Raw genomic sequence first — 13,639 nt, 5'->3', positions numbered from 1 at the left:
TTGGTGTGTCTGAAATTGATGTGACAGACGTTAACTTATTTATGTAACAGTTTGATTGTTTAAGATTTAAGAAGTGGCGTGGCGCAGCAGCCAACGCGCCCAAAAAGGCGCAATGATCATCAGCGTGACCATGCGCAGCAGGTGGTGAAAGGCAACAAACACCGGGTCGATATTGAGCGCGACGGCCAAAATAGCCATTTCGCCAATGCCCCCCGGCGCCAGCGCCAACAGCGCCACATCGCGCCCTACCCCTAACAGTTGGTGAATCAGCTCAGCAAAGAGTGCCAGTACCAGCAACGCTAACAGCGTCGCCACACCAGACTGCCATAAATAGCGGCCAAAAAGCTTTCGCGTCATGCCCTGAAAGCGCGAACCAATGGCACTGCCCAGCACCCACAGCATCAGGTTCATCCCCCATTCCGGGAGAGCGAAACTGGCAATATCAACACCGGATAATAGAGCAGCGGCTAGCAGTGGTGCCAGCAGTGCAGGGCTGGGAATTCGCAGCCAGCGTCCTAGCGGCAACAGCAGCGGGATCATCAGTAGCATCCAGCCGTGTTCAAAACTGCTATGAACAGGGCCGATGCCCTCGCCTCCGCCCTCATAGGCCCAAAATAGCGGCGGCAAAAAAAGAATCACTAAAATGATGCGCAGCGACTGCGCGACTGCAATACGCTGGGGGTCGCCACCGCACTTTTCGCCCAACAGAATCATCGCCGTCATCGCGCCGGGCGAGGCACCAAACCAGGCACTGACGGGGTCGAAACCACAGCGCCGGTACCAGGCAGCGGCTACGGCGGTGGAGGCGGCTACTCCCAGCAGCAAGAGAGCAGCAGAAACCGGCCAATCCAGTACGCGATGAGCCAGCTGCGGCGTCACCTGGCTACCCAACACCAACCCCATGACGGCTAGAAATACGTTACGCAGTGGCTCAGGCACTTCGACCTTCACACCTTGTGAAGAGACCACGAGGTTGGCAATAAGAGGGCCAAGCATCCATGCAAGGGGCAGACCGGACAGTTGAAACAGCGTACCGCCAACGGCGCCAACGGTTAGTGATATTGTCAGCGCTTTTGCGCTCCCTGCATTCAACACGACGCCCTTCACATCGACTCCCTAAATCTTAAAATCTGTCCCTACTGACGCAATAATTAACCTGCTAATTACATCCAATAGTTTAGCACTGAACCAGCGGCTTGGGCTTCAATGATGGCGAAGATATATGGTTTTGGTTGCTAAGCTCACCTTTCAAGACGTCATCCATCATCTTAATTTTTTGGTCATGCTATCTGTATCTCCCGGCCAGCCAGCGTATAATGTCTTCCGCCAGTAATGGCGAACTTTCTCAGGGCGGGGTGTAAGTCCCCACCGGTGGTGATGCCATATCTTTATTGATGCGGATAAGCCCACGAGCGCTCAACCAGAGGTGTCACCTAACGGTTGAGGACAGCAGATTCGGTGAGATTCCGAAGCCGACGGTAATAGTCCGGATAAAAGAGAAGGTTTCCTAGTGATATTACCCGTAGCGTTCCAACGCATGCGGGTGCTGTGCTATTGGATGCCTCATGCCCTGGTTCTGGTAACCAATCCCCTTAGGATGACCATGAATCAGACCCAACTTTCTTCATTCCCTCGCGTTGCCTTTATCGAAGCGTCTTGGCATCACGATATTGTTGCCCAAGCCAGAGAAGCATTTATTGCTCAACTTGCCAGCGAGCATGGCTTTTCCGCTGATCAAATAGAAATATTCCAAGTCGCGGGGGCGTATGAAGTGCCTCTTCAAGCTAAGTTGCTAGCCAAAACAGGTCGTTACAGCGCCATTGTGGGTGCGGGCTTTGTTATTGATGGAGGCATCTATCGCCACGACTTCGTGGCTCAAGCAGTGGTTGAAGGCATGATGCAGGTGCAACTGGAAACAGAAATTCCCATACTTTCTGTCGTGCTGACGCCGCATCATTTCCATGAACACAGCACGCATCATGATTTTTTCTATGACCATTTCCGTGCCAAAGGCAAGGAAGCGGCTGAAGCGTTGGTAATGACTTTGGAAAACCATCGACGGATTCAAGGACTAAGATAAACCACTGCCAAAGTTGTGGAGATGCTTAGGTAGCGGGCAATCTGAATGTTAGCTCGCTACCTGAGTCAATTCATAGACGTTTGACGCTTAAATAGCCGTTTAGGCTCTTTGCTGCAAAGTAGTAGCACTTACTCGGCAAAAAGACTTGAATCCTCAGCTTTGGGAAAGCTGCGCATCGTCTGCTGGTTCCATGTTTCAAAGTGATCATGCATAGCTTGACGCGCGAGCTCCCGGTCGCGGGTTTTAACTGCTGCGACAATAGCAATATGCGTCTCGTTAGTTTTCTTTTGTGCCTCTTTAGACTGCCGGGCCAAAATCCTGCGCTGGTGAAGCACCTTTTTCAATACCGATGATAACCCTTGGAAAATAATCAATATGGCAGGGTTTTTGGCCATAATGGCCAACAGTTCATGGAATTCATAATCCGCCTGAATCCCTTCAAGAACATCGGATGACGTCACGATTTTTTCGCAAAGCAACTCAAGCCTTCTCAGCTCATGAGGCTGATGGTTGACTGCTGCCGCCTGTACGATCTCTTTTTCAAACATCTCTCTAGCCGTTTCAAGATGGTCTACTGAGATGTAGTTGAGCTTAAGTGCCAGCTCAAAATAGAGCTGGATAAAGACAGGTTCGGGCATTTTAAGAAAGGTGCCACTGCCCTGCTTACGTTCGATGAAGCCAAGACTTTGCAATAACGAAAGGACGTTCCTAACCGACGAACGATGCATATCAAAATGTTCACACAGCGCTCTTTCTGCCGGAAGCTTTAACCGGCCATCCTTAGACAGTTCGGAGACCGACACAAACTCCTTAAGTCTATCCAAAAGATTCGGATCGATCTGACTCATAACATCATCCAAGCGCCACCCCTATACCGTATCGTAAGTATAGGGGCAGCTTAGCATAATCAATGAATGTGCATACCGCCGTTAACATCCAGGGTGGCCCCTGTAATGTAGCTGGAAAGGTCACTCGCCAAGAACAGGAAGGCCTTGGCTACATCTTCAGGAGTGCCCATTCGTGCCAGCGGGATGCCCTCTAAAATCTTGGCTTTCATCTGTTCGTCCAGCTTGCCAGCGGTAATATCGGTAGCAATTAATCCCGGCGTGACGGAGTTAATACGAATACCAAAAGCACCAAGCTCGCGTGCCATAGCCTTGCCCAGCCCTAACATACCTGCCTTGGCAGCACTGTAGTGCGGCCCCCCAAAGATACCGCCACCCCGCTGCGCAGAAACCGAAGAGGTATTAATAATTGAGCCTGATTTCGCCGTTTTCATATGTGGCACGACAGCCTGAGACATATAGAGCATGCCCCGGAGGTTAACGTCCAGAATGCGATCATAGTCTTCTGGCAAAATCTCTTCGAACTTTACCGGCTGAGTAATACCAGCGTTATTGATGAGCACGTCAATGCGGCCGAATTTATCCATGACGGCCTTCGCTAAATTGAAGCAATCATCACGGTTCACCACGTTTCCAACCACTATTAGCGAGCGCTCAGGGTCAAACTCGCTGCGCACTTTCTCGCAGGCTTGCTCGTTGATATCGGAAATGACGACTGAAGCTCCGTGCTCATAGAAGAGCTTGGCAGTTCTCAAGCCAATGCCTTTTTCACCTGCGGCGCCAGTGACGATACATACCTTGTCTTTAAGTAACATAGCGTTTTCCTTTTATTGGTTTGTAGTAAGTTGTTTGTGGAGTGATGACAGCTCCATAAGAGAGCAGGAAATGCGCGACTCGATTACGTCGAGTGGCAGTGGTTGCTCATCACGCCAAGGTTGAGCATTGGCATCGCGATGTAGGCGGAATGGAAGCTCGAGTGAAAACGGCTTATTCTGGCGAAGAAGCTCCAACGCCAGAGCAGTGTCATTCACATCTCCTGCTCCCAATGGGACGAAATCGATGCCGCCCTCACGGCGCGCACAGGGTTTAAGATGAAAATGATCGGCAATATTCATTGCCGCACGTGCATCTTCAAGCGGTTCTCGGGCTGGGCGGTGGGCTAACAGGTTGCCGATATCGTAATTAATACCGAAGGCCTGGGAGTCCAGCCGCTCAAGCAAGAGGGGTGCGTCACTGGCGTGGTCGAGTAAATTGGGAACACCATTACCGGGATTCTCCAGCAGAATGCGCACACCATAGTTGTGAGCAATCGCAGCCAGGGTATCGGCCTGTGCAAAGAAGGTGTCTGCGCGCTCGCGCGTGGCGGCGTTAGTAATTACACAGGAGGCCCCTAAAGACGCAGCAAAACGACAGCGTGCTTCAAGCCGGGCGGCTGCGTTCTCAATGCCCAAATCAATATGGCCGGAAAAATAGCGGCACTGTTGGCCATGGCGCTGCATTTCACTTTTTAGCTCAGCTGCGAAAGCGGCAGTAAAATCGCTGTCGGTGAAGGCCTCTACATAGCCATCAATAAAGGCAAACTCCACATTCCTTATGCCACACCGCGCTAGCGATGGCAGAATCACATCGAAATCATAGCCGTCGTAAGCCGCGGTACTGACAGATATAAAACTGGGCATTGTATCCCCTTAGGCCGTTCCATTAAGCAGTCGGTAAGTGCGAATCAGCTGGCTGTCATCTAACTTGCCCTCTCCTCGCTCAGCGCTGGAAACAAATAGCTGACGCGCGGTTTCAGCCAATGGCGTAAACGCCTTGGAGGCCTTGGCTGAGTCGCAGACAATTCCCATGTCTTTGCAGAAAATATCGATCACACTGGTAATATCACTGGGCTCGGCGATCATCCGAGGGCCACGATCCTTCAGCATCCAACTGGAAGCTGATGAGCCCTGTAACAGGGTTAGTATTGTTGAGGCCTCTATACCGCTCTTCTCTGCCAGTGCCAGCGCTTCTGCAGCAGCGGCAATGTGCACACCGCACAGCAGTTGATTGACTGCTTTCATCGCCGCGCCCTGTCCTGGCTGCTCTCCGGCTTCAAATACAACTTTGCTCAACACTTCAAACGCTTGACGGCATTTCGACAAAGCATCTTGGGTGCCCGCTGCCATAATCGTGAGTTCACCCGCCTCGGCGCCTACCACTCCGCCTGACACTGGGGCATCTATGAAGTTAAGGTCAGGCCTAATCGCCGCGACTTCTTGTGAGATAGCCGCCGCATCGTCCGGGGCAATGGTCGACATTTGGACAACACAAGCACCTTGCCTAAGCGACTCAATACTGTTGGTACCCAACAGTACAGAACGCACCTGACCTGCATTTACCACCATGATAAAAAGCGCTTCGCAACGGGTCAGTCCGCGCTGTTTTTGCTCGGGAGACATCACCTGGTCGTTGAAAGCCGTTTCCGTTGACTCAACGGCATCCATACCCAGCACCTTGAAACCACCTTTTTTCAACCGGGTTGCCATAGGCCACCCCATGGCGCCAAGCCCTGCAAATGCGATAGTTTGCATAACCACCTCAGTAAATAATCAGAGCTGGCACGTAGGACACCAGCAGCAACACGACAATGGCCACCAAATAGAAAGGCCCCAGCTCCTTTACCACGGCGCCAATACGTTCACGGGCAATAGCAGAAGAGACAAACAGAGTGGTACCAATGGGGGGCGTGAACAGACCAATACTGAGGTTCACGCACATGATGATGCCAAGTTGCACCAGATCTAGCCCAATCGCGTTGGCGATGGAGACCAGCGTTGGCCCTAACAGCAAGATGGCAGCGGGCAAATCGAGAAACATGCCGATAAATAGCATCAGCAAGTTGATCGCCAAAATGATTAAGATAGGGTGTTTCAGATACTCCACCGCCCATTGGGCGACAGCCTGCGGGACACCGCCTGACGTCAGAATATAAGCAATGATGTTGGCCGCCGCGATGATGAGCATCACAATGCCAGTGGTAATCACTGTATTTGTCAGCGCACTCATGACGCGTTCAGCCGTCAGATCCCGATAAATAACCGTACTGACCACCAGCGCATAGGCAACGGCAATGACACTTACCTCAGTGGGTGTGGCAATTCCCGCACGCAGTAGCACAACGATAAATACCGGCATCAACAACGCTGGCAAAGCGGTGAACAGCGTGTTTCTTATTTCAGCGCCCGTATACTTGAGCGTAAGACGGGGGAACCCACGACGTCTGCCAATGATATTGCAGGCCAGCATCATGCCACCCGCGAGCATCAGTGCGGGAATCACTGCGGCAATGAACAGTGATGCGATGGAGGTGTTCGAGACAGTAGCAAACAGGATGAGTGGGATAGAAGGCGGCATCAGGCCAGCAATCACAGAAGAGGCTGAGGTAACAGCAGCACCGAAAGCGCCAGGATACCCCTCTCTCTTTTGCCAAGGGATAAGCATGGAACCCAGTGCGGACGCCTCCGCTACCGAAGACCCTGAGACCCCTCCAAATACAGTGGAGCCCACCACGGTGACCTGGCCGAGCCCGCCGTGATATTTACCCACCAACATGGAGGCTAAACTCACTAGCTTCTGTCCTAGCTTGCCGGACATCATCAGCCCACCAGAGAGTATAAAAAAGGGTATCGCCAGCAGAGGGAAACTTTGCGTCGGTTGAAAGATCTTCATAACCGCCATACTGGATGGCATAGGGCCAAAAACGGATAGTGCCGCCCATCCGCTTATAACCAGCGAGTAACCAACCGGCATCGCCATTAACAGCAACAAGACAAAGCCAATGAGCATCTGGGCCGTCATATCCCTTCCTCCCCGTGAGAAACTTGAGGTTCAGAGGATTGATCTCCCCCGGTAAGCACCATTGCGATGTTGATGAACGAAATAACAGCTAACCCCATAAAACCAACGACGACTGACCAATAAGCCCAGGACATACCAATCCGGGTTATCGGCAATCGCTGGGAGCCTGCAATTTCAACGACATCCAATCCGTTAACGGCCATGAAGCTAAAAGCGATCATTGCTATTAGGTTGACGGCCAATACCACTAAGTTCTTCGGTAGTCTTGGCAGCTTTTCGACTACCAGCTCGACGCCAATATGCTCGTTTCTTGCCGCAGCGGCGACGATGGCGCACATGGTTAACCAGGGAAAAACCAAGTTGGGCACTTCCGCTACCCAGCCCAAGTTGGTAGAAAACACATAGCGAACCACCACACCCAGTAATAGCGACACGAAGATAGCCACAACGGCGACGATGGATACCCATTTGAAGATGTGATAAATCACACGCTTTGAGCTCGCTAACAGTGAAGTGGGCCCGCCCACTCCACTGTCGCGGCTCTCTATTGAGAGCGTCATGAAAAGCCCCTTCCGTTATTGCGCTTCACGCTGAGCCGCATTGACGACCATCTCGACCAATTCTGGGTACTCTTCTGCCCACTGGTCATAAACGGATGAAGTGGCTTCGACGAAAGGTTCAGGATTTACTTCGTTAAAAGCGACACCCGCCTCTTCCATCTTACTTCTCAGCGCATCGTCGGCCTCAAGTGACGCTTGACGATTGAACTCACCCGCCTCGACGGCCGCTTGCTGAATCACTTCTTGGTATTCGGGTGAAAGCGTATCCCAGACCATCTTGCTCATAAGCAGCGGGGTTGACTCATACTTGTGGCCGGTTAAGGAAATATAGTCCTGCACCTCGTGAAGCTTGGATGAGTAAATATTCATTAATGGATTTTCCTGACCATCAACGACCCCTTGTTCAAGAGCAATATAGAGTTCAGAGAAATTCATTGGGGTGGGGTTTGCGCCAAGCGCCTCAAAGATATCAACCGTCATCTCATCGGGAGGGGTTCGAATCTTAAGGCCTTCCAAGTCATCAGGGGTCTCAATAGGGCGAACATTATTGCTGACATGACGAATGCCGTTATCCCACAGCGCCAGTAGTACAAGCCCCTTCTCTTCAGAAAGCCTTTTCAGTTCATCGCCGACTTCGCCGTCCATAACCTCCCAAGCGCTGGGAAGAGAGTTGAACAGAAACGGTAGTCCCAGAATGGAGAACTGCGGTACAACGCTGGATGTCGAGCCCTGGCTATTGGTACTAAACGCTAAGGTACCCATTCTCATCTGGGTGATGGCTTCCATATCGTCGCCATACTGCGCATTACCACCAACATCGACTATTAATTCCCCATTGGTTCCTTCTTCGACGAGCTCTGCGAAGAGTTCTGAAGCATCCCACTTGGGGTTACCTTCCGCCGCATTGTGGGCGAGTTGCAGGGTTTGCTGAGCGGCGGCATTACCACTAATGAAGAAGGCGCTGGCAATGACAGAAGCAAGAACTGTTTTTTTCATGACGTTTCTCTCTATTAAAATATTTGTTGTTAGAAATAGCGGTTATCAAACGTAGCTGGAGTCTTAGTTTTTTGATTTAGTTAGTAGATTCATGCAACGTGCTGCTTTAGCGTTTTGATCACCTCCTTGGTGGAAATACCGTAACGATCATGCAGAGTGGGTAAAGCACCGGCATCCAGAAACTCATCGGGAAGGCCGATCTGATTAAATTTGACAGATACACCCTCTTTCATCAGCAGCGATGCGATGCTTTCGCCCAGACCACCAATGATTGAGTGGTTTTCGGCCACGAAGACGGGACGTTCAGGATAGCGACGAACCTCCTCCAGAATGGTATCGGTGTCTAGCGGCTTGATTGTGGCGCAGTGTAAAACCGCCACGTTGGTGCCTTTCTCTCTCAGCTCATCGGCAGCCTCAATCGCACGCATCGTCATCAGCCCAGAAGAGATAATTAGGGCATCTTCTCCATCTAGCAGCCTTTTAGCCTTGCCGATCTCGAATTGGTAACCTTCAAAGCGATCTAAAACACGGGGCACCTTGCCACGCAGTAGGCGTAAGTAGACGGGGCCATCAAACTCGACCATCGCTTGAACTGACTGCTCGATATCAACCGCATCACAAGGGTCGATGATGGTCAGGTTCGGCATGCCGCGGAAGATTGCGATATCTTCGGTAGCCTGGTGGCTCGGGCCATAGCCCGTGGTAAGCCCAGGAAGTGCGCTAACAATTTTGACGTTGAGTTTCTCTTCGGCAATAGCTAGGCAAATAAAGTCGTAAGCACGACGTGAGGCGAAAACGCTATAGGTCGTCACGAAAGGGATAAAGCCTTCGCGTGCCATACCCGCACCGGCCATCATGAGTAGCTGCTCAGCCATGCCCATCTGGTAGTAGCGATCCGGGTAGGCCTGGGCGAAGATGTGCAGGTCGGTATATTTGCCCAGATCTGCAGTCATACCAACAATCTTGGGATTTTTCCCAGCAGCCTCTACCAACGCATGGCCGAAGGGCGCAGCGGTCGTTGGCTGGTCTTCGCCCGCGATGGACGCAATCATTGCCGAGGTCTTTAGCTTCTTCTTGGCGCTCATTTCATTTCCTCCTTACTGGACACCGTAAACTTCATCGAGCTGTTTGAGCGCCACACTCCACTCATTCTCATCAACACGAATAAAGTGGTTCTTGTCACGTTCTTCGAGGAAAGGCACACCGCGCCCCATCAGGGTGTCGCAGATAATCACCCGGGGCTTATTTGAGTCACTTGCTAGCGCACTGTCGAAGGCTTCGACTAGCGCTTCAAGATCATTGCCATCAACACGGTAGGTTTCCCACCCAAACGCAACCCACTTATCGGCGATCGGCTCGTAGTTGAGTACGGTGGAGGACCTGTCGTCGGCCTGCTGATCGTTGACATCGACAATGGCAATCAGGTTATCCAACTTCCAGTGGGCTGCGGATGCGACAGCTTCCCAGGTCGAGCCTTCATTTAGCTCACCATCTGAAAGCAGGTTAAAAATCCGTGAAGTACTCTCTTTGCGCTTGAGGCCCAGCGCCATTCCTACGCCGATACCCAGACCGTGACCTAGCGAGCCACCGGTGATTTCCATGCCCGGCGTGTAGTCGGCCATACCTGACATGGGCAGAATACTGTCATCGCTGCCGTAGTCTTCGATCTCTTCCTCGCTGATAACACCAGCCTCGATCAAAGCGGCGTACAAGGCGATGGCGTAATGCCCGATAGAGAGCAAGAAACGATCTCGTCCTTCCCAGTCAGGGTTCTTGGGATCCAGCTTCAGGGCATGGAAGTAAGACACCGCCAAAACATCGGCAATCCCGAGCGCTTGACCAACGTACCCCTGCCCTTGCACCTCACCCATCCGCAGAGCGTGGCGGCGAATTTTGTAAGCTCGCTGCCGAAGCACCTCAATAACACCAGCCCTCGACGCGGTAGCTGTTTGACTCATTCCAGTCACCTCCAAATGGTTGACCATTTTAAGATAGAGATAATTGCGGCGGCTTGAAACGAAACTTTAGTCTAAACAATAACGGAATCGCGCATTAAACATCAGTAAAATCGCTCAAAGCCAATGCGCATTCATAAAAATAGTGTTTAAAAACATAAACATGTAATTATTTAAAAAACCATCACTGCCCAGTGAAATAAACCACAATCACTGACTTTGAATACCAGAGGAAAAATAAAAACACCTCAACACTCAAAATGGTCAACCATTTTGAAACATTTGAAAAATAGCTGGATAGATCCTCACGACAGGACAAGCACTGATGTATCGAATGCTGCTGCTAAAAGAATTCCATACCGGGTAGACCAAACAATGATGCCGACACCTACGTTCTTGTACGGCCAAAGTGACGCCCTAACGCTGATAACGTGGGCATCATGGGTGTAGGTTTAGGTAGGTTGGGTTGGGTTGGGTTGGGTTGGGTAGCGCAGGATCGGATCGATAGGCGTCCATTTCAGGACGTTCAGTTACCATCACCGCTATCTTCGCCATAGCAGAGGTCAGGTGAGTGCGAAACTCATGCTACCGGCCCGGTACTCGCCCGCACCACCAGCTCGGGCGGCACCACCTTCCGAACCGGCGGAAATTGCTCCCCCGCCATACGAGAAAGCAGCAACTCACTGGCACACTGGCCAATTAGGTCAGTGCGCACCCGCACACTGGTCAATGCTGGTGCCGAGTAGGCGGCCGCAGCCATATCATCGAAACCGGTGACAGAAATATCCACACCTGGGCGCACCCCATGCCGGTAGCACGCCGCCAGCACACCAAAGGCGATAATGTCCGAAAAACACATAATTGCGGTCGGTGGTTCCGGCATCGCAAGCAGCCGCTTTAGCATGGCGTCACCGAATTCCAGTGTCGTTGGCCCGTGGTGAACCGAATCACTGGTGACAGGCAAACCGGTAGCATCCATCTGCTGCCGGAAGGAGCATTCTCGATCACGGGCAGTGGACGTATCACCGCCACCACCCAACCAAGCAAAGCGCCTATGCCCTGCTTCATATAAGTGTTCGAATAAAAGACGGATGCCTAGCACATCGTCGTTGATGACTCGATCGAAACTTGTATCAGCGACATCCCGGGAAATCAGCACCAGCGGAAAATCCTGTAGATGCCTTACCTGCGGCCCATCAAGATCTTCTCGGGTGGTACCGGCGACAGGCACTAAAATCAGCCCCGCGGCACCATGCTCGGCCATCTGACGAATGAAGCGCGCCTGGATCGATGGTGTTTCATGGGCATGGCAGAACAGCATCATGCGATCCGCCTCGCGGAAGCGCGCTTCCATATGCCCAAGGAATTCGGTGAAAAAGGGGTTGCTCAGATCATTAAGGCATACCGCTACAGTGCCGCTATCGCCTCTCCGCAACCCCGCCGCATGCCGGTTATAGACGTAACCCAGCTCCTTCGCAGCCTGTTGGATACGCTCCCGCGTCGCTTGGGAAATTCGCAGATCATTACGCAGGGCTAATGATACTGCGGAAACGGTGACGCCTACCTGATCGGCGATAGTTTTAAGTGTCGGACGACTTGCCATATAAAAAACTCAACTCCCATGATTTATAGGCGACGGAACGCGATCTAGTACGCCAGCCTCCTTTTGGAATTATGAGCAACATACTCTCATAGCGGCTTTTTTAGTGATATCGCAAGCCTCGTAAACACGGAATTCCAATTCTATAACGACCAAAGTTGTATTTATTCAATCGATTGAACTAGGTAAAAAATGACAATGAAGGCATCCCAACAACTATCAAAAAACGCCGTCAATATCCCTCGCCACTGCCAGGAGCACACAGCATGACACGCACAAACTCGACAACAATAATGACTATCTCACTGGCCCTATGGGCCTCGTTGGCAGCCACTTCCGCCTCAGCCGATAACACTGAAACCTGTCACTGGCAGCCCGAACGAGCCGTTACCTTCATCGTTCCCTGGGGTACTGGTGGCGGCACCGACGCCAATGCACGTCGGTTGGCCAGCCTGCTTGAGGAACAAATGGGTGTGCCCTTCAACGTCATCAACCGTACCGGTGGAAACGGCGTTGTAGGCCACACCTCGCTCGCGCGTGGCAGACCTGACGGCTATACCATTGGTGCCGCCACTGTCGAGATCGACACCATGCACTGGCTCGGCCTAACGCCGCTGACTTACCAGGACATCACGCCCATCGCATTGATTAACCGCAGCTCGCCTGGGGTAGTGGTACAAAATAATTCGCCCTACGAAACGCTTGAGGATCTACTCGACGAGGCACGCCAGACCCCCGGAGAATTGACCGCATCGGGAACCGCCCAGGGCGGCATCTGGCATCTCGCCCTAGCCGGTATGCTCAAGGCCGAAGGACTGGCTCCCGACGCCATTCGCTGGATCCCCAGCCAAGGTGCTGGGCCTGCACTCAAGGAACTGATGGCAGGGGGCATTGATGTTGCGACACCTTCACTCGCTGAGGCCCGCAACCTGATCGAACAGGAGGAACTAAAGGCGCTGGGCTACATGAGCGATACTCCGATGGCACAGATGCCTGAAGTCCCTTTGACAGCTGACACACTGGAGAGTGGATGGACACTGAGTGCCTTTGTGACGGTCAGCGGCCCTGACGGTCTACCGGACGAGATCTCCTGCACCTACGAGCAAGCAATCGAGACAGCTATCAACAGTGAAGCCTGGGCCGAGTTCAAGCGCAGCAGTGGCACTCAGGTAGTGTTCGAAAATCGTCACGAGACCGCTCAACTCCTCGCTGAGGCTGATCGTCAATTGGGCGAAGTGGTCGAAGCGATCGGCCTCGCCAAATAAGCGAGGCCGATTGATAAGCAGGAGGTGTTCATGTGCAATGATCGATTGTCGGGGAGCCTACTGGTTCTCTTCGGCGCACTGGTGCTCTGGCGCGCCTCAACCTTCCCGTCCCTGGCCGGGCTGGAGTACGGCCCCGGCCTGTTTCCCTCTATCGCGGCGATTGGCCTGATAGTTTGCGGAGCGCTAATCGGCTTTGGGTCGCGGGGGCGGCGGAAGGCGCCGAGCACTTCGACAATGCCACCTCGGCAAACAGGCTGGAGGATGGCAGCACGCCCCATGGCCCTGCTGATCGTGATACTCGGCTATGGCCTATTGCTCGATCTCCTGGGCTTTCATATTGCTTCCTTCATGGCAGTCTCCGCCACAGCCCTGATCTTCGGGATGCGTGCTGGGGGCGCAGTGCTGCTAGCACTCCCTCTGGTGATCGGCGTGCATCTGCTGTTCTATTCACTGCTGCGCGTCCCGCTCCCCTGGGGCCTGCTGACGCCAATGGCATGGTGA

General features: G+C 52.6%; 14 protein-coding genes and 1 riboswitch. Of the genes, 3 read left to right on the top strand and 11 right to left on the bottom strand.

Annotated elements, in window-relative coordinates; genetic code table 11:
• Positions 1–66 precede the first annotated feature (66 nt).
• Positions 67–1,107, bottom strand: coding sequence for an AbrB family transcriptional regulator (locus HZS52_RS11845; RefSeq protein WP_159177141.1), 1,041 nt, complete (start codon positions 1,105–1,107; stop codon positions 67–69).
• Positions 1,108–1,337: 230 nt separating this feature from the next.
• Positions 1,338–1,506: riboswitch (FMN riboswitch) on the top strand.
• 97 nt (positions 1,507–1,603) lie between these two features.
• Here HZS52_RS11845 and HZS52_RS11840 point away from each other — a divergent pair.
• A complete protein-coding gene (locus HZS52_RS11840) occupies positions 1,604–2,080 on the top strand; it encodes a 6,7-dimethyl-8-ribityllumazine synthase (protein ID WP_053857005.1) in 477 nt (158 codons plus the stop codon).
• Positions 2,081–2,208: 128 nt separating this feature from the next.
• On the opposite strand, the gene HZS52_RS11835 is transcribed toward HZS52_RS11840, so the two are convergent.
• From HZS52_RS11835 to HZS52_RS11790, 10 genes are all read right to left on the bottom strand, one after another.
• Complete coding sequence (locus HZS52_RS11835; protein ID WP_039860242.1) at positions 2,209–2,928, bottom strand: FadR/GntR family transcriptional regulator; 720 nt, start codon at positions 2,926–2,928, stop codon at positions 2,209–2,211.
• Positions 2,929–2,987: 59 nt separating this feature from the next.
• Positions 2,988–3,740 (bottom strand): SDR family NAD(P)-dependent oxidoreductase, encoded by a 753-nt coding sequence (locus tag HZS52_RS11830; RefSeq protein WP_190374822.1) that lies wholly within the window; start codon positions 3,738–3,740, stop codon positions 2,988–2,990.
• A gap of 12 nt (positions 3,741–3,752) precedes the next feature.
• A complete protein-coding gene (locus tag HZS52_RS11825; protein WP_190374821.1) occupies positions 3,753–4,604 on the bottom strand; it encodes a sugar phosphate isomerase/epimerase family protein in 852 nt (283 codons plus the stop codon).
• 9 nt (positions 4,605–4,613) lie between these two features.
• A complete protein-coding gene (locus tag HZS52_RS11820) occupies positions 4,614–5,495 on the bottom strand; it encodes an NAD(P)-dependent oxidoreductase (RefSeq protein WP_223828121.1) in 882 nt (293 codons plus the stop codon).
• Positions 5,496–5,502: 7 nt separating this feature from the next.
• Positions 5,503–6,762: a TRAP transporter large permease gene (locus HZS52_RS11815; RefSeq protein WP_190374819.1), complete on the bottom strand. Its 1,260-nt coding sequence runs from the start codon at positions 6,760–6,762 to the stop codon at positions 5,503–5,505.
• The gene (locus tag HZS52_RS11810; protein ID WP_144811024.1) at positions 6,759–7,322 is read right to left on the bottom strand and encodes a TRAP transporter small permease; all 564 of its coding nucleotides are present in this window, start codon (positions 7,320–7,322) and stop codon (positions 6,759–6,761) included. Before HZS52_RS11810 ends, HZS52_RS11815 begins: the two co-directional genes overlap by 4 nt.
• A gap of 15 nt (positions 7,323–7,337) precedes the next feature.
• Positions 7,338–8,318 (bottom strand): TRAP transporter substrate-binding protein, encoded by a 981-nt coding sequence (locus HZS52_RS11805; RefSeq protein WP_190374818.1) that lies wholly within the window; start codon positions 8,316–8,318, stop codon positions 7,338–7,340.
• Between the two features lie 89 nt (positions 8,319–8,407).
• On the bottom strand, positions 8,408–9,403 hold the full coding sequence (locus HZS52_RS11800) for a transketolase family protein (RefSeq protein ID WP_190374817.1): 996 nt from the start codon (positions 9,401–9,403) through the stop codon (positions 8,408–8,410).
• Between the two features lie 12 nt (positions 9,404–9,415).
• A complete protein-coding gene (locus HZS52_RS11795; RefSeq protein ID WP_190374816.1) occupies positions 9,416–10,276 on the bottom strand; it encodes a transketolase in 861 nt (286 codons plus the stop codon).
• A 577-nt stretch (positions 10,277–10,853) separates the two neighbouring features.
• Positions 10,854–11,876 (bottom strand): LacI family DNA-binding transcriptional regulator, encoded by a 1,023-nt coding sequence (locus HZS52_RS11790; protein ID WP_190374815.1) that lies wholly within the window; start codon positions 11,874–11,876, stop codon positions 10,854–10,856.
• A 263-nt stretch (positions 11,877–12,139) separates the two neighbouring features.
• Between HZS52_RS11790 and HZS52_RS11785 the strand changes: the two genes are divergently transcribed.
• Together HZS52_RS11785 and HZS52_RS11780 are read left to right on the top strand one after the other, a co-directional pair.
• Complete coding sequence (locus HZS52_RS11785; protein WP_190374814.1) at positions 12,140–13,138, top strand: tripartite tricarboxylate transporter substrate binding protein; 999 nt, start codon at positions 12,140–12,142, stop codon at positions 13,136–13,138.
• A 30-nt stretch (positions 13,139–13,168) separates the two neighbouring features.
• Positions 13,169–13,639 (top strand): tripartite tricarboxylate transporter TctB family protein, encoded by a 471-nt coding sequence (locus HZS52_RS11780; RefSeq protein ID WP_022522477.1) that lies wholly within the window; start codon positions 13,169–13,171, stop codon positions 13,637–13,639.

It is taken from the genome of Vreelandella titanicae (assembly GCF_014697095.1).
GTDB classification, from domain to species: Bacteria; Pseudomonadota; Gammaproteobacteria; order Pseudomonadales; family Halomonadaceae; genus Vreelandella; species Vreelandella titanicae.
The sequence above is the reverse complement of the archived record's forward strand: the minus strand, read 5'-3'. Positions and strand labels throughout refer to the sequence as shown.

Bases quoted from the DNA above. Each gene is read 5' to 3' on its own strand.
- HZS52_RS11840 (WP_053857005.1), top strand. From the start codon at position 1,604: ATGAATCAGACCCAACTTTCTTCATTCCCTCGCGTTGCCTTTATCGAA.
- HZS52_RS11835 (WP_039860242.1), bottom strand. From the start codon at position 2,928: ATGAGTCAGATCGATCCGAATCTTTTGGATAGACTTAAGGAGTTTGTG.
- HZS52_RS11830 (WP_190374822.1), bottom strand. From the start codon at position 3,740: ATGTTACTTAAAGACAAGGTATGTATCGTCACTGGCGCCGCAGGTGAA.
- HZS52_RS11825 (WP_190374821.1), bottom strand. From the start codon at position 4,604: ATGCCCAGTTTTATATCTGTCAGTACCGCGGCTTACGACGGCTATGAT.
- HZS52_RS11820 (WP_223828121.1), bottom strand. From the start codon at position 5,495: ATGCAAACTATCGCATTTGCAGGGCTTGGCGCCATGGGGTGGCCTATG.
- HZS52_RS11815 (WP_190374819.1), bottom strand. From the start codon at position 6,762: ATGACGGCCCAGATGCTCATTGGCTTTGTCTTGTTGCTGTTAATGGCG.
- HZS52_RS11810 (WP_144811024.1), bottom strand. From the start codon at position 7,322: ATGACGCTCTCAATAGAGAGCCGCGACAGTGGAGTGGGCGGGCCCACT.
- HZS52_RS11805 (WP_190374818.1), bottom strand. From the start codon at position 8,318: ATGAAAAAAACAGTTCTTGCTTCTGTCATTGCCAGCGCCTTCTTCATT.
- HZS52_RS11800 (WP_190374817.1), bottom strand. From the start codon at position 9,403: ATGAGCGCCAAGAAGAAGCTAAAGACCTCGGCAATGATTGCGTCCATC.
- HZS52_RS11795 (WP_190374816.1), bottom strand. From the start codon at position 10,276: ATGAGTCAAACAGCTACCGCGTCGAGGGCTGGTGTTATTGAGGTGCTT.
- HZS52_RS11790 (WP_190374815.1), bottom strand. From the start codon at position 11,876: ATGGCAAGTCGTCCGACACTTAAAACTATCGCCGATCAGGTAGGCGTC.
- HZS52_RS11785 (WP_190374814.1), top strand. From the start codon at position 12,140: ATGACACGCACAAACTCGACAACAATAATGACTATCTCACTGGCCCTA.
- HZS52_RS11780 (WP_022522477.1), top strand. From the start codon at position 13,169: ATGTGCAATGATCGATTGTCGGGGAGCCTACTGGTTCTCTTCGGCGCA.